Raw genomic sequence first — 23,453 nt, 5'->3', positions numbered from 1 at the left:
ACCTGCCCACTTAGGCCTCAGTCCAGTAATCCAAACTCCAATACAATCCTGTCGTTAAAACAGATCGAATCTCCATTCTTCAAAATATGCGGCACGGTTGCATTGCTTAAACTGATGCCCGAAAAATCATCCAGCGATGCGTTAAAGATCTTGATCTTATGGGAAGGATTATTCAGGAACTTTGAACGGAAGAGCTTATAAGCGCCTATCTCTTTATCAAATACGATGACCGCGTGCGAGCGGCTGATAAAATTATTCACCTTGTACTGCTCTTCATTTTTTTCTTCGATCCCTACAAAGGCTATATCATTGTGGATCTTTGGGCCGCTCTCTATTTTCGGGTCCTTCCCCCTGCCGATAAAATAATGTTTGCCTGTCGGCTCCAGGATGTACTCCGGCTCCCAGGTAACACCTTCTGTAGCTACCACACGGGCCTTTTGTTTCTTAAGCACGTCTTTAGGTGTCAGTACCTCCACGCCGATTCCTTCGGTGATCGCAGTTACTTTGCCGGTATCAGGTGATTCATGCAGTACTTCCATTCGCAGGTCGTCCTTATAGGCCACACCTCTTGATTTAAGTTCCCTTTTTATCCGGCTCAGGAACCGGGGATCTTTCATCAGGCTCATCAGGCCTACATTTTCGATTGCATTGTCCTTATATACAGAATGGAATACCAGGCCGGAGATCACCGTATTACTGTAGCCCAGCATCCGCACGGTGTTGCTGATGGCGCCCAGGGTGATCTCCTTTAACTCTTCAATATTATCTACCCGACCCGATGAAGCACTCCGCTCCGGCACTTTTGGAGTCTGCGGCACGCGCCCTTCCTCTTTTTTTTCGATGGCCCCAAAAGAAGTATCATCTGCATTGAGCTTTTCCGAAAATTGTTCAAATTTTTTCTTAAACCAATTCATAGTATTGGAGTTAAATGTTTATAGTTGCCAGCGATCAGTAGTCAGGTATCAGCTGTCAGCTTATCAGGGCTCATTAAATACTGAAGGCTGATGGCTGAAAGCTGATGTCTTAAAAATACCCTGCCCCTTTCAGTTGTTTCAAAATATCAACTGCCAGTGTTTTGGCATATTCTGAGTTCCCGATCTCTTCGATCCGGATCGTAAAGGCAATGGGCGCCTTTAACTTCGGCGAAGCTACAAAAAACGTATACCAGGAGTCTGTAACCCGTTTCAGCGCCATTTTATCCCCTTTCTTCACCAGCTTATCCCGTTCCGGGCTTCCGGTTTTTCCATGCACTTCCAGCCCGGAGGCCGCGGAAACCTTTGCAGATTGCTCCCGCATAAAACTTCCGATCAGCGGGGCGATCTGTGGTTGATTAGTGACCGCAGCCGCTTTCTGGAGACTTACTTTATTACTCCAGCTCTTAAACAAAAAGCGGGAAGGCTGCAATATACCACTGTCTGCAAGCGCGCCCGTCATTCTTGCCAAATGCAGCGGTGTGGCCGAAAGCTCCCCCTGTCCCCATGCAAGATCCGAATAGGGCGATTGGAGCCTCCTGCGTGTGTTCATCAGCCGCTGGCTGTTGAAGATGTTCTTTCCCCGGGCCACAAATTTGCCCCATTCCTTAAAATATTTCTCACTGTCATAATCTTCGGGCCGTTGAAAATGAAAGCCTCCTCGGTTCAGTATATTCATCCCCAATGCGTCATACAGGCTAAAAAGAGAGGGCTGCAGGTTCTTATCATTAGCCAGTTTAATAAAATACACGTTGCTGGAGTGCACGATCGCCGAACGCATATCCACATTCGTATTTACCGGTTCGCCCTGGTGGATCACCTCAGCCGGGTAAACAAAATAGCTGAACTGTGCCGCCTGCGGGCCATACTGGTTCATAGCCGCTGTGGCATCAATGATCTTTACTGTAGACCCGGGTCTTGAATTAAACGTAATGCCCAGGTCCTGAGGTACTACTACCCGGTCCTGGAAGATCTGCTTAAAAATGGTCCTGTAATCGGAAGGATCGATATTACTGATGAGCTTCAGGTCCTTATAGGAAGGCGCGGGGTTGGAAGCAGAGGCCAGCACATCACCGGTGGCGGCATTGACCGCAACCATAGAAGTCCGGAAGGAGTTGGAGGCGGTAGTGTTCTGGATCACTGCGTTGATCTTTTGGTTGAGTACCACATCCACGGATAGCCGGATATCTTTATCCTTATTATTTTGCAGCTCCACCCACTGGCCATCCTTTCCTTCCTTTAAAATAGGCGCCAGCGCACTATAGTCGTACCTGACCAGCTCCGATTCCTTTTGCGTAACCGGCAGGAAACGGTCTTCCTTATAACGGTCCGATGTTTTTTGAGAAGTAGTGCTGGTAACATCAAAGCCCTTCAAGAGCGTATAATGCCGGTATTCTGCTGCGTAACCGGCCTCCTCCTCATTGGCGATCTCTTTATTATAATCGCCCAGCCAGAACAGCAGGTCTGCTCCAAAAGGATAATACCGGTTCTGATCCCTTTTCAACTGCTCTCCGTACAGTACCGGGTTTGCACCCAGGGGCACCAGCCGGTTTTTGAACTGGTCAAAAGTAGCCTTGCTGGATGTGGCCAGCAATACCCCGTTCCTGTCGTAGATATTGCCGGAACGGATCTCCCGCAAAAAGATACCGATACGGGGATTATAGCTGTACTGCCAGGCTCCTTTGCGGTTCAGCACCAGCGCCGGTTTGGTAATATATTCATTCGATTTATACTGGTACCAGAACAAGGTTCCGATAAAAAAGAGCAGCACCGCAAAGAACGTGAGGATCGCATAGGCGTTCACATTGTCAAAATTCTTTTTTACATATTCCATCTCGAGGGCATCGCCTTTCTCATTGGACAGGAGCAATACCATCATAAATGCAGTAAGGGTGATGATGATACCGGCATTGCCCTTGCTCAGGAAAGGTACAGAGATCCCCGTTAACGGGATCAGTCCCAGGGTTCCGGCCGTGATCAGGAAGAACTGGAGCATGGTGGCAATGGCAATGCCCGCCACCAGGTAAAAAAGAAACGGCTTTCCGGTACGGCGCGCCGCCAGCAACGACCGGTAGGTCAACAGGCCAAATGCCAGGAAGACAGCGATCAGCGCTACCAGCCCCAGCTCCTCACCAATACTTTCCAGGATCATATCCGTATGATAGGCGGGCATGACGCTCGGGAATCCCTTTCCCAGCCCCTGCCCCAAAAAGCCGCCGGCATTCAGCGACCAGATCCCCTGCGCCACCTGGTCGCCCCCGATGAGCTTGTTCTCCCAAATATTCCGGAACATCCCGTTCCGGTCTGCCAGGCGCTGGGTAAACTCAAAAGGCAGGGTGGCCAGCAGGATAAACGACGAAATGATCAGCACTATAAAAAATACCGACTCATACCGTTTCCTGAAAAATACATACCCCAGCGTACCGGCGCAGGCAACAAATGCCAGCCATGGAAGATAATCATGCTGTGCGTTGTTGATAAACCGGGAGGTGATCATAAGCAATACCACATAGATCACCGCCACCAGTATCATGGGAAAGAACTCCTCTTTTGCAAACGAATAAAAGAATAAAAAAGTCAAACATAATACAATGGCAGGCCCCAGGTCCCCCAGCGCTGCATAAACGCCAAGCAGGAATACAAACAAGAGCAGCATCTTTATATTGTTCCGCGTGAGCCAGCGGTTATCAGGAATATTGCGGAAGTATTCGGAATTTACTGCAAAATAGGCAGCAAAAAATACGATCATTAATACCTTTGACAGCTCGCTCACCTGAAACCCGAACAGGTTTACTTTTACCCCGCTTCCCTCCGGACCGGTACCAATCAACGCCAGCATCAGCATCAGCACTATGGAAAGGAGCATCCAGGAGTAGCCCCGCGGGGCTTTTAATCCGCCCGACAAGGGCAACAGGCTGTGAACCGGGTCAAACCACCTGGAATGATAGAAGCGCATCACCGCATTTTCTTTCAGGAAGAATAACACCACAGAAAAAAATATCAGTACGCCGGCAACACATTTTGCCATGCCGCTTCCATGGATCATGTCCCGCAGCGGATCCTGCATACTATATAATACCATAATACCGGTACCCGACAGGAAGAATAACAGGGGTAAAATAAACTGGTCGCTCCGGTAATTTTTCAGCCAGAGTACAAAATGGAAGATCCAGAAAGCCAGTACAAACAAGACGAGGTTGGTAAAATATTCTTTCTTAAAATCCGCAGGCGTACGTACCGTAAAGATCTTATCGTTTTTGATCTGGCGGAACTCTGTACGGTCCAGGAGCCGGATCTTATGAGGCCGGCCTTTAAAGCTGAACGACTGATCGCCCTCAATGGCGGCAATGCCTTTTGCCGGGCCAAAATCATAGCCGGGCTTCATGGCAATAACCCGGTAATTCCGCTGCGCTTTTAAATTATAGAACTCATAGGACCCGTTCTCATTGGTACGTGCAAAAAATTCTGTTGCTTCATTACCCGGCTGCACACTGAGCGTATCATAATAATTAGAGGGGAAGACCTCTGTCAGTTTTACCAGCACACCGCCGCCCTCCTGCTCTCCGCTGCTGTCTGAAGAAGCCAGCTGTATCCTGCCATGGATCGACAGTTTTGTCTTGGTATTTTGAACCGCCACTTCATCGGGATACTTTGCAGGATGCCTGAGCTCCGCAGCATAAAGCGCACTATCCATATCCAGTTGTGTAATGGCATTCAGGAAGCGCAGCTTGCCGGACTCACTGGAAGTGTTCAAAAACTCGGTAGCGGGAAGCATCAGGCTGTTTTTGTTCAGGGCGCCCAGGTTGGGCAATTGTCCTTCCTGCTCCACCAGCGTTTTTATTTTCCCGGCAATAAAGCGGATGTATTCCTCATCCGTAAAATACCCGCCCTTGGTAAAAACCTGCTGCAGCGTGGCGGATTGGACCGGGGCTACCAGGTTTACCATTTTACCGCTTTCATACCCGTAATCCGAATTAATAAAATCCGCCTTTTTATGCTGGTAATACTGGTAGGCCATGAGGCCCAGCAGCAGGGTTACCGCCGCTAAAAGAATCCGTTCGATCCGTCTTGGATATAGTTTTATTTTTTGCTTCATCTGTTAATAGCCTTGCAGTGCATTACGGCGGATACTGTCCCTGTAAATAGTATCCGTTGCGTTAATTAATGTATCCATTTGCTGTAACCTTGCGCTATCCATCGCCGGCAATGTATCGTTCCGGAGCGGTAATGTATCCGGCACCGCCGGCGGCGTCTCCTGCCGGGTAAAAAAAGAGCGCGTTCCTGTCCAGTTCAGCAAAAACCCTACAACCAATGCAATAATGACCGGCAATATGCTTATTTTTTTTTTGACGGGAGGGCGATGATACGCAGGCATAATCGCTTCTGTTTCGGGGTTTGCAATAGGAATTTCAATGGCCTGTTTTACGGTCTTTTTGCGCCCGGGCTTCTTTGCTATGGTATAGGTAGCCAATACCACGGTAATATTATCTTTTCCGCCCAGCTCATTGGCCTTATCGATCAGCTGCTGCGCCTTCTGCTGCAGTGTACCGGGCGCGGATAAGATGGCGCTCATCTGAGCCTGGGTAACAAGATCCGTAAGTCCATCGGAGCAAAACAAAGCGATATCATCCGGCAAAAAGCTGTGTTCCCCGATGTCAAAATAATGATCAGAATCTTCCGCATCCAGGAACAGCTCGCCCACCATCTTGCTGATCTCATTCCTGCGCGGATGCTGCATGGCTTCCGCCTCTGTGAGATACCCGCTGTCCTCCTTCATTCCTACAGACGAATGGTCGCGGGTAATTTTCAGCATGCTGCCGTTGCGGCAAACATAGCCGCGGCTGTCGCCCACATGCGCCACATACATCATTTCCTTATCAGCATCCAGTACTGCTACTGAAAGCACACAGCTCATACGGTTTAGTGCTTCGTTTGCCTTCCGTTGTTCAAACACCTTATTATTGGCAGTAATGGCGGCCTCTTTCAGCAATTGCCGCGGAGCCCCAAAACTGAAGTTCTGCAAATACGCTTCAATGGTCTCTTTTGCGATCAACGCAGCTTCTGCCCCTCCTTCATAACCGCCAACGCCGTCAATAGCTCCTGCCAGCGCGCGTGAGGGAGTTGCCCAAAGCCCGGGAACCGCAATAAAATTATCTTCATTCTCTTCCCGTTTGCGCCCCAGGTCTGTTTGCCCGTATAAAATAATCGTCCTGCTCATGATTTCACTTTAGATTGTAACAGAAATACCAGGATGATCAATATCAGCATTACGGTTCCCAGCATACACGTTTTATTTTAGTTAACGAGTTAAAATATTGAGCGGTTAAGTAGGATCAGCATCCGGTACCAGGAGCAGGACCCCGATGTTAAGGTTCAGGCCTGCGAACATTTAAACAGCGGCCTTAAAATCCAGCTGAAAGATCCCGCATACAATAGTAGACTCGCTTTTCAGCGGGTGCCATACCGGGTTTTCGCCTACCCTGCTCAGCTCCAGCCTTTGTTCATTTACAAAAGCATCTGCAAACAGAGCAATATAAAAAGCCCGGGCTCCTTCTTCATACCGGATCATGATATGCTCTTTTTGAAGGCTTCCGCTGGGCTCATTAATGCACAGCAATGTTGCCGTACTGGTCATGCCGTCAATAGCCTTTGTGATCTTCAGCTGTTTTTCCCGCATGGGAAAACTATAACGCTGTTTATTGAGCACGAACTGTATAGTAGCCAGCTTGTCTGCCGGAGCATTGTTCGCCGACCCCGCCGGGGGCGCCTGCACGGATGTAAAATCCCCCAGGAAATCCTTCCGGAATTTTACCCGGAAATGTCCCTTCGACAAAATATCAATATTGGAAAAGGTAGTGGGGTTCAGATCGTATTTGGAATACTTGGAATGCTTGCTGCTTACAGAAACCTTTATATGCTCGGAAGAGAGCTCCGACCATGATTTCTCCGAAGTAGGCGTGCTCACAACCTGGATGGTTCCGGGCTCGATCTCCTGGTTATCAACCCCCCGCTCCGCAGGGCAATATTGAAAGTCCCAGAAATTGCCGATGGGCTCGTAACGGGGATACTGGTCTTTACGCTGGTTGATATAATCGTAAAATTCATCCAGTACCCCTTCCGTAATACCGGCAAGCCGCAGTTCCGCATGTTTATAGTCTTCCGGACGCATCAGGATGAGGTAGCTGCAATCATACATCATCCGTTTGTTGAATGATTCCCGTTCAATGGTTTCTTTAAACGATACCAATACCTGGTCCACCAGCGCCTGGTTGGTGAGCCTTACCTCCTCCTCTTCTTCCTCATCCGGCAACAGCCATCTTTTTAGTTTATCAAACATATTTTCAATTTGAAATTTTAACAGGTTTTCATCCCTCCTGCATTATTGCCTGTTCACTATTCACGCACTAAAGCTTCTCGATCCTCCGTTCCACGATCCGCACGATCTTCATCTGCTGATCAAAAACGACTGACACATCGATATTGTAAGGGATCCAGTCATCCGCTTCATTCTGTTTTATCTTATAAAGCATACTAAAATCCACGTAGGTATTCCCGTTGGGATTATAGGTAAATACATACGACGAACTATTAATATCGGCTTCGGTAAACCGCCATTTTCCATGATAGGCCGCACATTCCTTCTGGATGCGGGTCAGTAACTCATCAGACCGGTTATAATATTGCTGTACGGTATCCCGGAAAAACCGGGACAGGCTTCCGCAATCCTGCCGCATCCGGTAATAATCATTGATCCGGTTCCTGATTTCGGCTTCCTTTTGCCCAAGGTCTTCGCTGGTAACCACCTGGGTGGAGGTCATGGTGTCGTTCCTGGCATCCACGGTATCCGTTTTCAGGTCCTCAGAAGGCACTGGTTGAGGCTGCTTTTTAACACGGGGTTTTGGTACCGGCTTTTCCGCCACCGGTTTATTCGCATCCTGGTTTACACCGAACATCGATAAGATCCCGTCTTTGTTTAACGCAAAAACGATCAGACCGGTCACGATCAGGAAAACAAGAAAAATATACCCGAACCGGTTGGAGCCTGTTTTCTGTGCCGGGTGTGTGGACAGCGGCGGATAGATCGTTTCAATGGGTTGCGGGGGTACCGGCGTAAATACGATGGTTTCGTCGCTCTTTGTTATATCTGCATCAATACGCCGGAGTTCCTTCCGGTCCTCAGGGTTTTTCCCAAGATACAACGGCAGCAGGCCCTTCCAGGGATCGGGAAGCACCGTAGTATCAATATGCCTGCGCACGATATTTTCCTGTATCTCAAAATCGGAGATTTTCGAAGCATCATAGGGTGCTACGCCGCTGACCAGGTGATAAAAGGTAACGGCAAGAGAATAGATATCCGTTTTGTAGGAAAGCGTTTTAACATCATACACCTGTTCCGGGCTCATGTACATCAGCGTTCCCATCCTGGAACCGGTTTGCGTAACCGTAACATTGTCGCGCAGCTTGGCAATACCAAAATCCAGGATCTTTATTTTTCCATCTTCCGTCAGGAAAAGATTGGATGGCTTTATATCGCGGTGGATAATGTTCTTACGGTGGGTATACTGGAGCGCATCTACAAGATCGTTCCACCAGGTGATCAGCTGCCGGTTCGAAAAATGCATCCCCTCCTTCATCCGCTGGGAAAGGTCCTTCCCTTCCAGGTATTCCATGATCATGCAGGGGCATCCGTCTACCGTGGAATAATCATAAATATTGCGGATATGCGGATGATTGAGATGCACCATCAGCCGGGCCTCGTTCTCAAAACGGCTCACCACCTCGGGCATTCCGCAGAAACGCTTTTGCAAGACCTTTACAGCAGCGGGCTTTTGCAGGTAGTTTTCTGCATACCACACTTCGGCCATGCCCCCTTCGCCCAATTTGTACTTTAGCTTATAACCATTAATGGTTGTATTCTCCATTCCTTGTTTTACTTGCTTGATCTGCCTGTAATGATTCCTCTCATAATACCCGGCTATTATAATACCAAACTTACTCCAAATATTTGGAACTGCCATGATCCCTGCAGCGAAGCGGCGCAAGATTTTTTTGCCCGCAGCCCCTTGCTTTTCCAAAACTTTGCGGATCCACCTCATAATACCGGTATTCCGCAATAGTAACCTGTAAAATAACTACCCTTTTGCCACGAAACCCTTAAAATTGGGATAAAAACGGTGAACGGAGGGTTTAAAACGGCCAGCAGCCTCCTCTTGCATTGCAGCAGATCTGTTTTAACTTGCAGGTCCATGATCCCGGCCATCCTTTTTGACCAGTTACAGATCCCTGTTACGGGATATCATTCCCTTCCGGGAGGCAACAGCAACCGGAGCTACCGCATTATGCCTGGCTTTTTAATGGTCCTTACACCCGCCGCGTGAAGCACCTGTTAAGGTCTTTTTCATAATACACACTGCCCTTCTGTATCCATGCAGGCCGGGTGGTCTGCAGTACCCGTAATTAAATATTTTTACACAAACGACCGTTAAGCTTTAATAATCTTTAAATAACAGCAAACAGAACAGAATAAAAATCAATTTCACTTATATTTGCGCACTTAAGTCATAATAATTTGTATATGGAGAAAAGTATTGTAATTCTTGCGGGCGGTGGTCCTGCCCCTGGCATTAACACGGTGATCGGTTCTGTAGCTAAATCGTTTTTAAAAGACGGCTACCGGGTAATTGGCCTGCACGACGGATATAAAAACCTTTTTAACGGTAACGGACTGACCACAGATATCGATTTCAAACTTGCGGACGATATTTTCAGCCGGGGAGGCTCTTTTCTCCGTATGAGCCGGTACAAACCCAAAGATGATGAGTTTACAAGCGAATTCTTCGAAAAGAACAATATTCAGCTCCTGGTAACCATCGGCGGTGATGATACAGCCTCCACAGCCAACCGTATTGCAACCTTCCTCAGGAATAAAAATGTTCCTGTTCAGAATATTCACGTTCCCAAAACGATCGATAATGATCTGCCGCTGCCCTATGGCCAGCCCACATTTGGCTACCAGAGCGCAAGGGAAGAAGGGGTAAAACTGGGTAAAACCATTTATGAAGATGCCCGTACTTCCGGCAACTGGTTTGTGGTTTCTGCTATGGGACGCGAAGCCGGTCACCTGGCATTCGGGATCGGCGTAGCCTGCCACTATCCCATGATCGTGATCCCCGAAATGTTTAACAAGACCAAGCTGACCCTGGATAAGATCACCAGGCTGATCGTTTCTTCCATCGTAAAAAGAAACATCCTTGAGATCCCTTACGGCGTTGCAGTAGTAAGCGAAGGCGTTTTCCACTTCATGAGTGATGACGACATTAAAGCATCCGGCATCCAGTTCACCTATGATGATCATGGGCACCCGGAGCTGGGCAATGTAAGCAAGGCACATATCTACAATATTCTTTTGCAGAACGAATTAAAGAAGCTGAATATTCCGGTAAAAAGCCGCCCGGTAGAATTGGGATACGAGCTGCGCTGCCTGGCGCCCACGGCTTATGACCTAGAATACTGTACCTTCCTGGGAATGGGTGTTAAAAAACTTTTTGACCAGGGTATTACCGGCGCCGTTGTTACAGCGGACGCAACCGGAAATATCAACCCACTTTATCTGAAAGATGTTGCGGACGAAAAAGGAAAGGTAAAACCACGCCTGATCGATATGCAGAGCGCAGATGCACAGACCGTATTTGCACATGCCCTGCACTACTTAACGGAAGCCGACAGGGACGCTGCTAAAAAGTACCTGGAAAATCCGGAGGAGTACCTGTTCAACAACATACTGGAGTGGAACTAAAATAAAACCCTGAAACAATTAAAACCGCCTTTGTTGCGCGGTTTTTTGTTTTTAATTTGTAGCTTCCGGTTCAAAATCAGCAATACGATCCTGACATATATCGGGGCATAAACATTAGAAATCGAAACATGACAGAAACGCAAAAAGTTCGAAAGAAATCCCTGGCAACCACTGTTTCCAAGGATACGGATCACAGCTTTAACCGCACAAAGATTGTGGCTACCGTTGGTCCGGCCTGCAACACTTACGATAAGTTACTTGACCTTGTAAAAGCGGGCGTAAACGTTTTCCGCCTGAATTTTTCCCATGGTGTGCATGAGGAAAAAAAGCAGATCATCGAATACATCCGGGAAATCAACCGCAAAGAACACACAACCGTAGCCATCCTGGGCGACCTCCAGGGCCCCAAGCTCCGTGTAGGGGAAATGGAAGGCGGCGGTATCATGGTAGAGCCGGGCGATACCTTCATCTTCACCAATAAAAAAATGGTGGGGACCAAGGAAAAGATCTATATCTCCTACCCCAATTTTCACAAGGATGTAAAAGTGGGTAATAAAATAATGATCGACGACGGAAAGCTGGAAGTTATTGTACGGAAGATCCTCCCCAACAATGATGTGAAGGTGGAAGTAGTGCTGGGCGGATTCCTGTCTTCCAAAAAGGGAGTGAATCTTCCGGATACAAAAATTTCTTTGCCTGCCTTAACGCCCAAAGATCTTGAGGACCTTGATTTTATTATAGCAGAACAGCTGGGATGGGTAGCCCTCTCATTTGTGCGCCAGGTAGAAGATATTAAAAAACTTCGCAAGATCCTGGACAAACATAAAAGCAAATCCAAGATCATCGCGAAGATCGAAATGCCGGAAGCTATTCCCAATATCCGGGAGATCATTCATGCCTCCGATGGTATTATGATTGCGCGGGGCGACCTGGGCGTGGAGCTCCCGGTTGAGAAAGTACCCCTGATCCAGAAAAGCATTATCCGCAAATGCATTCATCGTGCAAAACCCGTGATCGTTGCCACCCAGATGATGGAGAGCATGATCGACCGCTCCAAACCCAACCGCAGTGAAATCACCGATGTAGCCAATGCGGTACTGGAAGGTACGGATGCGGTAATGCTGAGTGCCGAAACCGCAAGTGGCAAGCACCCCACACTGGTGGTACAAACCATGCGGAAGATCATCCTTGAAATTGAAAAAACAGAATACCACTACGACCTGGCCAACGAGCTGCAGCCCCAGCCCCATTCACCTTCCCTTTCCAGCGATGCTATTTGTTACAATGCCTGCAACCTGGCAAAGGATACAAGGGCCGATGCACTGATCGGGATGACACAAAGCGGCTATACCGGGTTTATGCTCAGCAGCTATCGCCCTAAAGTGCCGTTATACGTATTTACCAAGAGCCACACGCTGATCGATCAGCTAAGCCTGAGCTGGGGCATCCGTGCTTTTTTCTACGACGATGACCAGCACGACCTGGATACCATTTTTGCGGATCAGATCAATATCCTCAAAAAGAATGGATTCCTCAAACGCGGGGATACCGCGGTAAGTACGGGCAGTACACCGGTGCATTTGAAGCTACATACCAATACGATAAAAGTTACCGAAGTTCCATAAACAAAAAGCCTCCAACCGGAGGCTTTTTACTGCGCCTTGTTACGTCTTGGGCACGGATCATTTCAGGCGGGGAATCCGCGCATATAAACGATATAAGCGTTCCTTTTCGCTTAAGCGGATGGCAGGTGTTCTTATAAACCATACGATAACTACGGGCCCGGACCATGACCTGAAGGCTATAGCGGGGACACCAACCATGGCAGCAGGTTTGGAACAATAATTTTGATACAGGTTCATTATAAAATTTAAAAGCCTCCAAGTGGAGGCTTTTAAATTACTGATGCTTATTAAAACTAATAAACCAATCTTGTTTTGATCGTGTGCTTTACATTATTCAGGATGGACGCGGCCTTCTTCGATACGCCTTTTTCTACATCCAGCACCACATACCCGATCTCATCATTTGTTTTCAGATACTGACCGGTGATGTTGATATTGTTGTTGGACAACAGGGTATTGATCTCAGAAAGCACCCCGGGCCGGTTATAATGAATATGCAGGATCCGGTGCACGCCTTCCTGTGAAGGTAATGCCAGGGCCGGAACGGTATGCGAGCCGTTCGAAATACCTTTCTCAATAAAGTTAAACAGCTTGGTGCTTACATCCACACCAATATTTTCCTGTGCCTCTTCCGTGCTTCCCCCTATATGCGGTGTTAAAATAACATTGGGAATATTTTGCATCGGGCTGGTAAATTTATCCCCGTTCTTTTCAGGCTCCCAGGGGAACACATCCAGGGCCGCACCACTGATATGCCCTTCCTTCATCGCCTTGCTCAGATCGTCCAGGTTCACCACTTCTCCCCTTGCATAGTTGATGAGGATCGCATTCTTCTTAAAATATTTGAGGTTATTTTTCGTGATCAGGTTCCGTGTTTGCGGCGTATCCGGCACATGAAGCGTAACCACATCGGACTGCTGTAGCAGTTCTTTCAGTGTTTTGGAGTCCTTGGCATTCCCCAGCGGCAGCTTTGTTTCCACATCATAAAACAGCACTTTCATCCCCATCGCTTCCGCCAGTACGCTCACCTGCGAGCCGATATTTCCATAACCTATAATTCCTAATGTTTTGCCTCTTAACTCATACGCGCCTTTAGAATCCTTCATCCACACCCCATCATGAGCGGCCTTGATCTTATCCGGCAGCCGGCGGATCAGCATTACCGCATTGGCAATCACCAACTCGGCAACCGACCGGGTGTTGCTGTAAGGTGCGTTAAACACCACGATCCCTTTATCGGTAGCAGCGGAAAGATCTACCTGGTTGACACCAATACAAAAGCAGCCAATTGCCTGCAGCTTTTCAGCCGCATCCAATACCTTCCTGGTAATGCGCGTTTTGGAGCGGATCCCAAGAATATGAACGTTTTTAATTTCCTTGATCAACTCCTCTTCCGTCAGCGCCTTTGTCAACTTTTCCACTTTGGAATAGCCTTCATCTTTAAAACGCTGAACGGCAAAATCACTGATATTTTCCAGGAACAAAATCCGGATCTTCTCTTTTGGATAACTGGTCTCTTTCTTATTTGTCATACGGGCAAATATCCTAATAAGTTAACAAAAATTAAAATTTTAAGGTCATTAGTTTTAGTCAGAACAAGATAAGACTAAATTTGTCCCTTTAAAAATCATTGTACCTTGAGAAGAGTTTTAGTTGTTTCTGCATGGATATTATTAACGATTGGTTGTAAGTCGAAAACACAGGCCCAGAAAGAAAAAGCGGGGACCGTACCTGCAAACCCTGCGGTTTTTGATGTGGAACAAATGACAGAAGCAGATAAAGCCCGGTACCATAAGACCCTCAGCGATTTCTTTGATTCGGCACTGATCCGCCGTGGTTTCAACGGAGGTATCCTTGTAGCTAAAGGAGGCAACATCCTGTATGAATCATACCATGGTTATCTCAATCCAAACAGGAGCACCGATACCATTGATGCACATACACCGTTTCATCTTGCTTCCACCAGCAAACCCTTTACCGCTGTTACGGTGCTAAAGCTTATCCAGGATTCCAAAATAGCATTGCAGGACCCGGTAACACATTACTTCCCCGCCTTCCCCTATCCGGCAGTAACCGTAGAACAACTATTGTCGCACAGGAGCGGGCTGCCCAACTATCTTTCGGTGATGGAAGATAAATCCAAATGGAATCCAAAGCAAATGGTATCCAATGACGATGTGCTACATTTTCTTGAACAATATAAACCGGCGCCCATGTTTAAACCCGGCAGCCGTTTTGCCTATTGCAATACCAATTTTGTGATGCTGGCCCTGATCGTGGAAAAAGTCACCGGCAAGAAATTTCCCCGGTACGTAAAAGAAACGATCTTTGACCCGCTGCAAATGACCCACACTTTTATTTATACACCGGAGGACAGTGGCAAAGTGGTGATGTCCTACAAACCCTCCGGAGCGCTTTGGGTCAACGACCAGTTCGACAATACCTATGGCGACAAGAACGTGTACAGCACGCCGGAAGACATGTTTAAATGGGACCGGGCCCTGTACAACCCCGCTTTCATCCGGCAGTCGTTACTGGACTCCGCATACCAGCCGCACAGTCATGAAAAACCGTCCATCCACAATTATGGCCTGGGCTGGCGGATGCTGAATTTGCCCAACGGCAAAAATGTCATTTACCACAACGGAAAATGGCATGGGTTCACTCCCGCATTCGGAAGACTGATCGATGAAAAAGCAGTGATCATCATCCTCGGCAATAAGATGAACTCCAATATGTACAATATGGCCCGCAAAGCATACGATTTTTTTGGAGATTATATGCAGACCAAGGTAGGCGGCGGAGAGGAAGAAGGCGAAGCCCGTGCCAGTGCGGCCATGGCAATGCCCGTATCCGATCTGAAGCCCGCACCCAGGCCGGCTAAAAAAACGGTAAAAGCCCCTGCTGCAAAACCAGCCCGTACTGCGGCAAAAACTTCCGCCAAAAAGCAAACTCAGAAATCAGGGAACAAAAAAGCAGCACCTGCAAAAAAGAAAGCAACGGCCGTTAAAAAGAAAACAAAGAAATAAAGCAACGCTGTGCTTCTGTATCTTCCCTGTTTGCCACAGAGGGACAGAAACACTGAAGGCTTTAGGCTTTGGAGCTGAAACTGATGAAGTACCGGGGTTTCTCTTTAACACCTGTTACAAACAGGAGGCGCTTACAGTTCCTGGTTCCGCTCTTTTCATGCAATTCAGATGCGTTTGCGCTACCCCTTCTGTGCTTCAGTGGCAAAAAAAACCGGAAACCTTCCTATCTTCGCGCACTTATGAAGTATCACGAGGAGATCATGCACCGGCGCACTTTTGCGATTATCAGTCACCCGGACGCCGGTAAGACCACGCTTACAGAAAAATTCCTGTTATTTGGAGGAGCCATACAGGTAGCAGGTGCCGTAAAAAGTAACAAGATAAAGAAATCGGCCACCTCCGACTTCATGGAGATCGAGCGGCAGCGGGGTATTTCTGTTGCCACATCAGTAATGAGCTTTGAATACCAGGATATCCTGATCAACCTCCTCGATACACCGGGGCACAAAGATTTTGCAGAAGATACCTTCCGGACCTTAACCGCCGTAGACAGCGTGATCCTGGTGGTAGACAGTGTGAACGGGGTGGAAGAACAAACCCGCCGCCTGATGGAAGTATGCCGCATGCGGGATACGCCGGTGATCGTGTTCATCAACAAAATGGACCGCGATGGAAAGAACCGCTTTGACCTGCTGGAAGAAATCGAAAAAGAACTGAGCATTTCGCTGCACCCGATGACCTGGCCTATCAACAGCGGAAAAGACTTTAAAGGCGTTTACAACCTGTATGATAAAAATATCCGGTTGTTTACTGCCAATACCAAAGCCGACGAAGAAGATACCCTGGCCATCTCCGATATCGATGATCCCATCCTGGATACACGGCTGGGCTCTCCGGATGCCGCGCTCCTGAGAGAAGATGTAGAGCTGGTAGATGGAGTAAATGGCGAACTCAATGTGGCCGATTACCTGGCAGCCAGAGTTTCGCCGGTGTTTTTTGGAAGCGCCATCAATAACTTTGGCGTAAAGGAAATGCTGGATACCTTTATCCGTATTGCTCCACCCCCGCAAAGCCGCGATACCAGCACCCGGAAAGTGGATGTGGAAGAAGAAAAACTGAGTGGCTTTATTTTTAAGATCCATGCCAACCTGGATCCCAAGCACCGCGACCGTATCGCTTTTTTCAGGGTTTGTTCCGGGAAGTTTGAACGCAATAAATATTTTCATCATGTACGGCTGGATAAGGACGTGCGCTTTAGCAACCCTTACTCCTTTATGGCACGGGACAAAAGCATCATCCAGGATGCCTATGCCGGGGATGTGGTTGGTCTGTTTGACACCGGCAACTTTAAGATCGGAGACACGCTTACGGAAGGTGAAGACTTTTATTTTACCGGTATCCCATCCTTTTCCCCGGAAATTTTCAAGGAGGTTATCAACAAGGACCCGATGAAGACCAAACAGCTGGAAAAAGGATTATTGCAGCTGACGGACGAAGGTGTAGCCCAGCTCTTCACCCAGTTTGGAGGAACCAAAAAGATCGTGGGCTGCGTGGGTGAGCTGCAGTTTGAAGTGATCCAGTACCGCCTGCTGCACGAATATGGAGCCTCGGTCGAATTCAGGGCCCTGCCCTTTTACAAGGCCTGCTGGCTTACCAGTAAAGATTCCAAAAAGCTGGAGGACTTTGGCAAATTCAAACAGGTCAATACCGGTGAAGATAAGGATGGGAACATGGTTTACCTGGCGCAAAGTGAGTGGTTCCTGAACACCGAAATGACCAACAACCCTGATATCGAATTTCACTTCAGCAGCGAGATACATAAGAGCGCTTAAAATACCCGGTGCTATATCCGCCCGCCGGGCCAGCAGCTATAAAATCAAACAGCAAAAAGGTCCTGTTGCTGTTCATCGGTTTCCTTCCCAGAAAGAAACCATACCGTCCCTTTCTGTATTTAGCAGCCACTGCTTATACGTTGCAGGAGGTGGCAACAGGGTGACCGCACTTTGTTCCCCCTGGTATCCCTGAACATCTGTTTTGTATGAGCTGCGCCGGCAGTGGAGCTAAATCCCCCTTTTTTGCTATCTTTCTTTTTTAAAAGATATGTATATGCGAATTTCCAGGATATTGTTTCTCGCGTGGATCCCCGTTCAATATATTGCGGCACAGGAGATCCCGGCAAGATTGAATACGGCAGCCGTTGAAAAAACGATCCGTTTTCTTGCGGCTGATGAGATGAGAGGCCGCGCCATTTTCTCTCCCGAGATCGACAAGGCTGCCAACTTTATCGCAGCTTCCTTTAAAAAAAGCGGGCTACTGCCTTTACAGGGTAATTCTTTCCTGCAGTCATTTACCGTTTACAGTGCTGCATTCAGGGGTCTTACCGCAAATGCAGATCAAAAGGAGCTTTCAAAAGATAATGTGATCGTTATCACCGGCGAGCCGGAGCTCGAAGTAACCGAAAAATCCAGCTATACGATCAGTACCATCAACGCCGGCAGTTCATTGTTCCAGGAAGCATCAACAGCCGTTAACAATGGCAGGAACAATATTGTGCTGATCGATGAAAGCTTTGCACAGGATTTTAAACGGCTGGTCTTTTTTAAACGGAACTTTCTTAAACGGGCAGGCTCCACTATTTTTATCCTTGGGAAACCGGCACTGCAGACCTACACGATCAGGGCCTCACACGTCATCAAAGCACACCCAGCCGCCAATATAGCAGGTATCCTTCCGGGAAGGTCCCGGAAAAATGAATACGTGATCTTTTCTGCGCACTATGACCATGTGGGGGTCGGCAAACCGGTGCATGCAGACTCTGTTTATAATGGCGCCAACGACGATGCTTCCGGCACAACGGCCGTAATGCTGCTGGCCGATCATTTTGCGGCCCTTAAAAACAATGAGCGTTCTATTATTTTCGTGGCCTTTACGGCAGAGGAATCGGGAGGCTTTGGCTCGCAGTATTTCAGCAGGCAGCTCGATGCCTCAAAAATAGCAGCGATGCTGAACATAGAAATGATTGGCACAGACAGCAAATGGGGTAAGAACTCCGCCTATATTACCGGGTTTGAAAAATCATCCCTGGGAACCATTCTTCAGAAAAACCTGGCCGGGTCGGGTTTTACGTTTTATCCGGACCCATATCCAAAAGAGGACCTGTTCTATCGTTCCGACAATGCCACCCTCGCCAGGCTGGGAGTACCGGCACATACTATTTCCACCTCAAAAATGGATCATGAACCTCACTACCACCAACCCAGCGACGAAGTAGCCACACTGGATCTGACCAATATGACGGAAATCATCCGGGCCATCGGCATCAGCGCCGCCTCTATCATTGCAGGCAAGGACAGTCCTACAAGAGTAAAAGAAGAATAATTTCCTGAATTTTTTATGTAAACGGACAGGAGCCTGCATCATAGCCTGTAAAAATCTGCCATGAGGATCCTTTACCTTACAACCATCCTGCTCCTGACTTTTATAGCCGGCAATGGTCAAAACAAAAAATTTGAAGACGGCCTCCATAACGGAAGTCTTGATTTTAAAATGCCGGAAAACTTTGATACACTCTCGGTAACAGCCAATCCGGATATGAACTATGAACTGGCTTTAAAAAGCAAAACCAGGGATCTGGAGATCCGGTATTCGATACGTCCGCTGAAAGAGCGGATCGAACAGTTTGAAAAAAGGGCAAAGGACAGTGCTTCCGGGATGCCTGCCGGCGCCCATCCCAACAAAATGTACCAAACGGTGCTCATGGCGGTGATCATGAACACATCCGGCAACCATCAGCAGGTTCCCGGGTTTAAAAGTTTTCCGCCTGAGGCCGTAAAAAGAGAATTTAATGCCGACTGGGGTGCCACTACCGTGTATCCGCTGAAATCCGCGTTCGGAAAAGGATATAGCAACTGTATGCTGGTTACCCTGCACCGGGATAACCAGGCCGATGTATATATCTTCTACCTGTTCAACAATAAAGAGGACCTCCCCGCTGCCATGCCGGCATTTCATGCGCTAAAGTTTAAGGAGTGATCTGTTCTTAAATTTTCCCGGCAAGGTTTTATGCAATTGTTTTCATAACAGCATCCTATCTTAAAACAGCAATTATGGAAATCCAGATCCCAATACCCTGTCATGAAGACTGGGAAAATATGCACCCCGGGGAACAAGGGCGTTTCTGCAATGCCTGTTGCAAAACCGTTATAGATTTTACAGGTATGAGCCCGGAGGCCATCCGTACCTATCTTAAAGAGCACCGCTCACAGCGGGTTTGCGGGCGGTTTACGGGAAGTCAGCTCACCGGGGGAAAAGCAACAGCACTCCTGTCCTTAACAAGATCCGTATTGCAATCTGCATTGAGTTACACGCGTAAACTGGCCGCTATCTTTTTATTGCTTTTTGCATTCAGCCAGGATGCACAGGCACAAACAACCCGGAAAACTGCCAGGAAAGATTCGGTTACTATTGCCGAGGGAGCATTTTTGGGCAGAATAGCTATATGCCCTGCCAAACCGGAACCTTTTAAAATAAAAACTCTTTATAAAACAGAACGATTGGCGGTTTTGAAAAGCGATAGTTCCACCGCACAGAAGAAGTTCATTACTACAGGAATCGTAGTATTAGATACCAAACAATAGTGATGAAAATTCAGATCCGAACCCCCTGTCATGAAAACTGGGAAGCCATGGTTCCCCGTGAAAGCGGCCGCTACTGCAATACCTGCTGTAAAACGGTAGTGGATTTTACCGGCATGACACCCGATGCCATTTCCGCCTACCTCGTACAGCACCAGTCCCAAAAAATATGCGGACGGCTTACTGAAAAACAATTGGCGACGGAATATAACGCAGACGTATACGCTGTTGCCACCCATATTTCCCGGTCAGGCTGGCCCCTGGTAAAAAGGGTGGCTGCTGTGTTTGTACTGCTTTTTGTGCTCTCGTATACCGGAAATGCCCAGGTTTCCCAAAAAGACTCGCAGCACGCGATTATCATAACCGGTCGCATCAGTCAGCCTGCAAAAACAGTTTCGGCAGCGGGTCCATTTGCCACACCTGCACCGCTGCTTCCCGCAACTCCGGCTCAATGCCTTGAAGCCCGGCCCGGAACAGCAGAGACCGCGTCCCAGATACCCCCTCTAAAAAAAGAACGGAAACAGATCCGGAAACAACAACGGAAGAAACAGAAAATACGGGCTCAACAAACCGATGAAGTGGTCGTGGTTGCAGGACAGGTACAATGGCACAAACCGATCTCTAAAAACCGCTGAACCACCCAAACACCGGCACCCGGTACCTTTGAGCACGCCTATGTTTGCCCCCGGAAGCGTTAAAGCACAGATAATGCAGGCTGCTGATCCATCCGGTGCTATGAATGCAGGGAAATACGAATAAAAAATGAGTGTTTCTGTGGATTTTCCCAATCAATACCGGGCCACGATCCCCGTGTAATTATGCGGGGTGATCTGCCGGAGCTCTTTCTTAATAGCAGCGGAAACCTTTAATCCCTTTATAAATTCGTGGATCGCGCTCTTGGTAATGCCCTCCTTACCTCTTGTAAGCGCCTTTAGCGCTTCATAAGGATTCGGATATTTTTCCCTGCGCAGGATCGTTTGAATGGCCTCCGCCACAACAGCCCAGTTGTTTTCCAGGTCCTGCTTCAGTTTGGGTTCATTCAGTACCAGTTTGCCCAGCCCTTTTTCAATACTTTTGATGGCGATAAGCGTATGTGCTACCGGCACGCCGATATTTCTTAATACGGTGCTATCCGTCAGGTCCCGCTGCAGGCGGCTTACCGGCAATTTTGCGGAAAGGTGCTCCAGCAGCGCATTGGCAATGCCCAGGTTTCCTTCAGCATTTTCAAAATCGATCGGGTTTACCTTATGCGGCATGGCCGAAGAGCCCACTTCACCAGCTTTTGTTCTTTGCTTGAAATAGTCCATGCTGATATAGGTCCAGATATCACGGCAAAGATCCAGCAGGATCGTGTTCAGGCGTTTGATCGCATCAAAATGCGCCGCCAGGTTATCGTAGTGTTCTATCTGTGTAGTATACTGCATCCGCTGCAACCCCAGCACCTCATCCACAAATTCGTTGCCGAATTTGATCCAATCAGTCTTTGGATAAGCCACATGATGCGCATTAAAATTGCCGGTAGCTCCGCCAAATTTAGCAGCAAACGGGATGTAGGAAAATTGCTGTACCTGGTTGTCGATCCGCTCCACAAAAACCATGAACTCTTTCCCCAGTTTGGTAGGAGAAGCAGGCTGCCCGTGGGTTTTAGCCAGCATAGACACATCTTTCCATTGCTTTGCCAGCTCTTTGAGGTGCGACTGGAGATTTACATAGGCCGGCATCAGCTCCTGCTCGATGCTGCCCTTCCACAGCATCGGGATAGCGGTATTGTTCACATCCTGCGAGGTAAGGCCAAAATGGATCCACTCCTTTGCTTCCTTTGCATCGGTTTTATCCAGTTCCGCCTTCAGGAAATATTCCACTGCTTTTACATCATGATTGGTTATTTTTTCGATCTCCTTGATCGCTTTTGCCTGATCAGTACTGAAATTTTCAATTACCGCCCGCAGGTGTTTTTTTGCCGGGGCCGATAATTTCAGAAACTTTTTCTCCGCCAGGAAAAAAAGGTATTCGATTTCCACGATCACGCGGTATTTGATCAGGGCATATTCACTGTAATATTCCTGCAGCTGCTGAACCTGTTTATGATAACGGCCGTCTACCGGCGAAATTGCTGTTAAAGACATACTTAAGTTCCAAGTTTGAGGTCTCAGGTTTAAAGTTTAACGCTAAACATTGAATTTTAACCCTGAAACGAATTAATTTTGCACAAAAATAAAGGATTCGGCGTGGAAGAAAAGATAAGAGTTGGAATAATTAATTACCTGAATACAAGGCCCCTTTTATACGGTTTACAGTTTCCCCCCATTAGAGAAAAGATCGAGCTGATCGAGGACGTGCCCGCAAAACTGGCGGAGCTGCTGCTCAGCGGCCGGATCGATGTAGGCCTGGTTCCCGTGGCTATTACCCAAAAGCTACCGCAATTCTATATCAACGGCAATTACTGTATCGGCGCCATTGGCGATGTAGCGTCTGTCTGCGTATTCAGCCAGGTTCCCCTGGAGCAGGTGGAGCGGATCTACCTCGACTACCAGAGCCGGTCCTCTGTTGCCCTGTGCAAATGGCTTATTGAAAACCACTGGAAGATCCGGCCTGAGCTCATCGATGCCCATAATGAATCTTATCTCGATGCCATCAACGGCACCACCGCTGGCCTGGTGATCGGCGACCGGGCCTTGCAGCAACGGCCCAGGTTTGAATACATTTATGACCTTGCCGGCGAATGGAAAAACGCTACCGGCTTGCCCTTTGTTTTTGCGGCCTGGGTAAGCACCCGCCAGCTCCCGGGCGATTTTATCCGGGAATTTGACCAGGCCAACGCCTATGGCCTCAATCACCTGGACGATGTGATTGCCCGGATACCGGAAGGCATCTATGATCTCAAAAAATATTATTCACAGGACCTGAGCTATACGCTTGATGCAGAAAAAAGAAAGGGCCTGGAGCAGTTTTTAAAGATCGTTGCGGCTTCCTCCGGCGTATAGACAGAGAACTATGTAAAAAAACAGCGGGGGCAGGATATTCATCAGGCCAAAGATCAGGAGTCCTAACCTCTTTGACATATGCTTCGATGTCCCTTGCGTCCTCTTAACTTTTTCTGCAGATACAATGCCTGTAACTAAGGATATTACCATTTCAACTATTGCCACCCATAATAATCTTTCATTTTTGATATAACTAAATAACCATTCAAGACCAGAACCATCCCCAAACTCCTGCCTCTGTTCTTCCTTTCCATTATATCTATATTTATTGTCCGTTATCGTTATATTCTGGTAACTAATACCTTTCATTGTCAAACCAAACGGATAATAATGCGTCTCCTCCAATAAGTTCCCGCTCTCATCGATCATCATCCGTACATTCCCCAGGTGGTCTTTAAGGAAATAGTCATATAC

General features: G+C 47.8%; 18 protein-coding genes. 10 read left to right on the top strand and 8 right to left on the bottom strand.

Annotated elements, in window-relative coordinates:
- Positions 1-17 precede the first annotated feature (17 nt).
- The 5 genes from BLS44_RS20495 to BLS44_RS20475 all read right to left on the bottom strand — a co-directional run bounded on the left by BLS44_RS20495 (position 18) and on the right by BLS44_RS20475 (position 8,893).
- On the bottom strand, positions 18-914 hold the full coding sequence (locus tag BLS44_RS20495) for an FHA domain-containing protein (RefSeq protein ID WP_090392107.1): 897 nt from the start codon (positions 912-914) through the stop codon (positions 18-20).
- Positions 915-1,023: 109 nt separating this feature from the next.
- On the bottom strand, positions 1,024-5,067 hold the full coding sequence (locus BLS44_RS20490) for an FtsW/RodA/SpoVE family cell cycle protein (protein WP_090392106.1): 4,044 nt from the start codon (positions 5,065-5,067) through the stop codon (positions 1,024-1,026).
- 3 nt (positions 5,068-5,070) lie between these two features.
- Positions 5,071-6,189, bottom strand: coding sequence for a PP2C family protein-serine/threonine phosphatase (locus tag BLS44_RS20485; protein ID WP_090392105.1), 1,119 nt, complete (start codon positions 6,187-6,189; stop codon positions 5,071-5,073).
- 171 nt (positions 6,190-6,360) lie between these two features.
- Complete coding sequence (locus BLS44_RS20480) at positions 6,361-7,308, bottom strand: hypothetical protein (protein WP_090392104.1); 948 nt, start codon at positions 7,306-7,308, stop codon at positions 6,361-6,363.
- Positions 7,309-7,375: 67 nt separating this feature from the next.
- Positions 7,376-8,893 (bottom strand): serine/threonine protein kinase, encoded by a 1,518-nt coding sequence (locus tag BLS44_RS20475; protein WP_090392189.1) that lies wholly within the window; start codon positions 8,891-8,893, stop codon positions 7,376-7,378.
- 324 nt (positions 8,894-9,217) lie between these two features.
- On the opposite strand from BLS44_RS20475, the gene BLS44_RS27040 reads away from it, so the two are divergent.
- The 3 genes from BLS44_RS27040 to pyk all read left to right on the top strand — a co-directional run bounded on the left by BLS44_RS27040 (position 9,218) and on the right by pyk (position 12,392).
- Complete coding sequence (locus BLS44_RS27040) at positions 9,218-9,349, top strand: hypothetical protein (RefSeq protein ID WP_262492869.1); 132 nt, start codon at positions 9,218-9,220, stop codon at positions 9,347-9,349.
- Between the two features lie 197 nt (positions 9,350-9,546).
- Positions 9,547-10,767: a 6-phosphofructokinase gene (locus BLS44_RS20470; RefSeq protein WP_090392103.1), complete on the top strand. Its 1,221-nt coding sequence runs from the start codon at positions 9,547-9,549 to the stop codon at positions 10,765-10,767.
- Between the two features lie 128 nt (positions 10,768-10,895).
- A complete protein-coding gene (gene pyk, locus BLS44_RS20465) occupies positions 10,896-12,392 on the top strand; it encodes a pyruvate kinase (RefSeq protein ID WP_090392102.1) in 1,497 nt (498 codons plus the stop codon).
- 293 nt (positions 12,393-12,685) lie between these two features.
- Here pyk and serA read toward each other — a convergent pair whose 3' ends face one another.
- Positions 12,686-13,924, bottom strand: a complete 1,239-nt coding sequence (serA, locus tag BLS44_RS20455; RefSeq protein WP_090392100.1) for a phosphoglycerate dehydrogenase — start codon at positions 13,922-13,924, stop codon at positions 12,686-12,688.
- Between the two features lie 105 nt (positions 13,925-14,029).
- Here serA and BLS44_RS20450 point away from each other — a divergent pair, with 105 nt between their 5' ends.
- The 6 genes from BLS44_RS20450 (at position 14,030) to BLS44_RS20425 (ending at position 20,690) form a co-directional block, all read left to right on the top strand.
- The gene (locus BLS44_RS20450; RefSeq protein ID WP_245729322.1) at positions 14,030-15,421 is read left to right on the top strand and encodes a serine hydrolase domain-containing protein; all 1,392 of its coding nucleotides are present in this window, start codon (positions 14,030-14,032) and stop codon (positions 15,419-15,421) included.
- Between the two features lie 239 nt (positions 15,422-15,660).
- Positions 15,661-17,253: a peptide chain release factor 3 gene (locus tag BLS44_RS20445; protein ID WP_090392187.1), complete on the top strand. Its 1,593-nt coding sequence runs from the start codon at positions 15,661-15,663 to the stop codon at positions 17,251-17,253.
- A gap of 274 nt (positions 17,254-17,527) precedes the next feature.
- Positions 17,528-18,799 carry a M28 family peptidase gene (locus BLS44_RS20440; protein ID WP_245729320.1) on the top strand — a complete coding sequence of 424 codons (1,272 nt, stop codon included), beginning with the start codon at positions 17,528-17,530 and terminating at the stop codon, positions 18,797-18,799.
- Positions 18,800-18,859: 60 nt separating this feature from the next.
- On the top strand, positions 18,860-19,453 hold the full coding sequence (locus BLS44_RS20435) for a hypothetical protein (RefSeq protein WP_090392098.1): 594 nt from the start codon (positions 18,860-18,862) through the stop codon (positions 19,451-19,453).
- Positions 19,454-19,527: 74 nt separating this feature from the next.
- On the top strand, positions 19,528-20,058 hold the full coding sequence (locus BLS44_RS20430; RefSeq protein WP_090392097.1) for a hypothetical protein: 531 nt from the start codon (positions 19,528-19,530) through the stop codon (positions 20,056-20,058).
- A gap of 2 nt (positions 20,059-20,060) precedes the next feature.
- Positions 20,061-20,690 carry a BTB/POZ domain-containing protein gene (locus BLS44_RS20425; protein ID WP_090392096.1) on the top strand — a complete coding sequence of 210 codons (630 nt, stop codon included), beginning with the start codon at positions 20,061-20,063 and terminating at the stop codon, positions 20,688-20,690.
- A gap of 153 nt (positions 20,691-20,843) precedes the next feature.
- Here the strand turns inward: BLS44_RS20425 and purB are convergent, their stop codons facing one another.
- Positions 20,844-22,181 (bottom strand): adenylosuccinate lyase, encoded by a 1,338-nt coding sequence (gene purB, locus BLS44_RS20420; protein ID WP_090392095.1) that lies wholly within the window; start codon positions 22,179-22,181, stop codon positions 20,844-20,846.
- A gap of 78 nt (positions 22,182-22,259) precedes the next feature.
- Here purB and BLS44_RS20415 point away from each other — a divergent pair, with 78 nt between their 5' ends.
- Positions 22,260-23,039 (top strand): menaquinone biosynthetic enzyme MqnA/MqnD family protein, encoded by a 780-nt coding sequence (locus BLS44_RS20415; protein ID WP_090392094.1) that lies wholly within the window; start codon positions 22,260-22,262, stop codon positions 23,037-23,039.
- Here the strand turns inward: BLS44_RS20415 and BLS44_RS26670 are convergent.
- On the bottom strand, positions 23,007-23,453 hold a 447-nt coding region (locus tag BLS44_RS26670; RefSeq protein ID WP_176954500.1), incomplete at its 5' end, for an RHS repeat domain-containing protein. The two genes, BLS44_RS20415 and BLS44_RS26670, sit on opposite strands and share 33 nt — an antisense overlap.

Origin of the sequence: Niabella drilacis (genome assembly GCF_900101395.1) — a bacterium.
Lineage (GTDB): Bacteria > Bacteroidota > Bacteroidia > Chitinophagales > Chitinophagaceae > Niabella > Niabella drilacis.
Note: the sequence above shows the minus strand (reverse complement) of the source record. Positions and strands in the feature narration are given on the sequence as shown.

Coding starts and splice junctions, on each gene's coding strand:
- BLS44_RS20495 (WP_090392107.1), bottom strand. CDS start 914: ATGAATTGGTTTAAGAAAAAATTTGAACAATTTTCGGAAAAGCTCAAT.
- BLS44_RS20490 (WP_090392106.1), bottom strand. CDS start 5,067: ATGAAGCAAAAAATAAAACTATATCCAAGACGGATCGAACGGATTCTT.
- BLS44_RS20485 (WP_090392105.1), bottom strand. CDS start 6,189: ATGAGCAGGACGATTATTTTATACGGGCAAACAGACCTGGGGCGCAAA.
- BLS44_RS20480 (WP_090392104.1), bottom strand. CDS start 7,308: ATGTTTGATAAACTAAAAAGATGGCTGTTGCCGGATGAGGAAGAAGAG.
- BLS44_RS20475 (WP_090392189.1), bottom strand. CDS start 8,893: ATGGAGAATACAACCATTAATGGTTATAAGCTAAAGTACAAATTGGGC.
- BLS44_RS27040 (WP_262492869.1), top strand. CDS start 9,218: ATGATCCCGGCCATCCTTTTTGACCAGTTACAGATCCCTGTTACGGGA.
- BLS44_RS20470 (WP_090392103.1), top strand. CDS start 9,547: ATGGAGAAAAGTATTGTAATTCTTGCGGGCGGTGGTCCTGCCCCTGGC.
- pyk (WP_090392102.1), top strand. CDS start 10,896: ATGACAGAAACGCAAAAAGTTCGAAAGAAATCCCTGGCAACCACTGTT.
- serA (WP_090392100.1), bottom strand. CDS start 13,924: ATGACAAATAAGAAAGAGACCAGTTATCCAAAAGAGAAGATCCGGATT.
- BLS44_RS20445 (WP_090392187.1), top strand. CDS start 15,661: ATGAAGTATCACGAGGAGATCATGCACCGGCGCACTTTTGCGATTATC.
- BLS44_RS20440 (WP_245729320.1), top strand. CDS start 17,528: ATGCGAATTTCCAGGATATTGTTTCTCGCGTGGATCCCCGTTCAATAT.
- BLS44_RS20435 (WP_090392098.1), top strand. CDS start 18,860: ATGAGGATCCTTTACCTTACAACCATCCTGCTCCTGACTTTTATAGCC.
- BLS44_RS20430 (WP_090392097.1), top strand. CDS start 19,528: ATGGAAATCCAGATCCCAATACCCTGTCATGAAGACTGGGAAAATATG.
- BLS44_RS20425 (WP_090392096.1), top strand. CDS start 20,061: ATGAAAATTCAGATCCGAACCCCCTGTCATGAAAACTGGGAAGCCATG.
- purB (WP_090392095.1), bottom strand. CDS start 22,181: ATGTCTTTAACAGCAATTTCGCCGGTAGACGGCCGTTATCATAAACAG.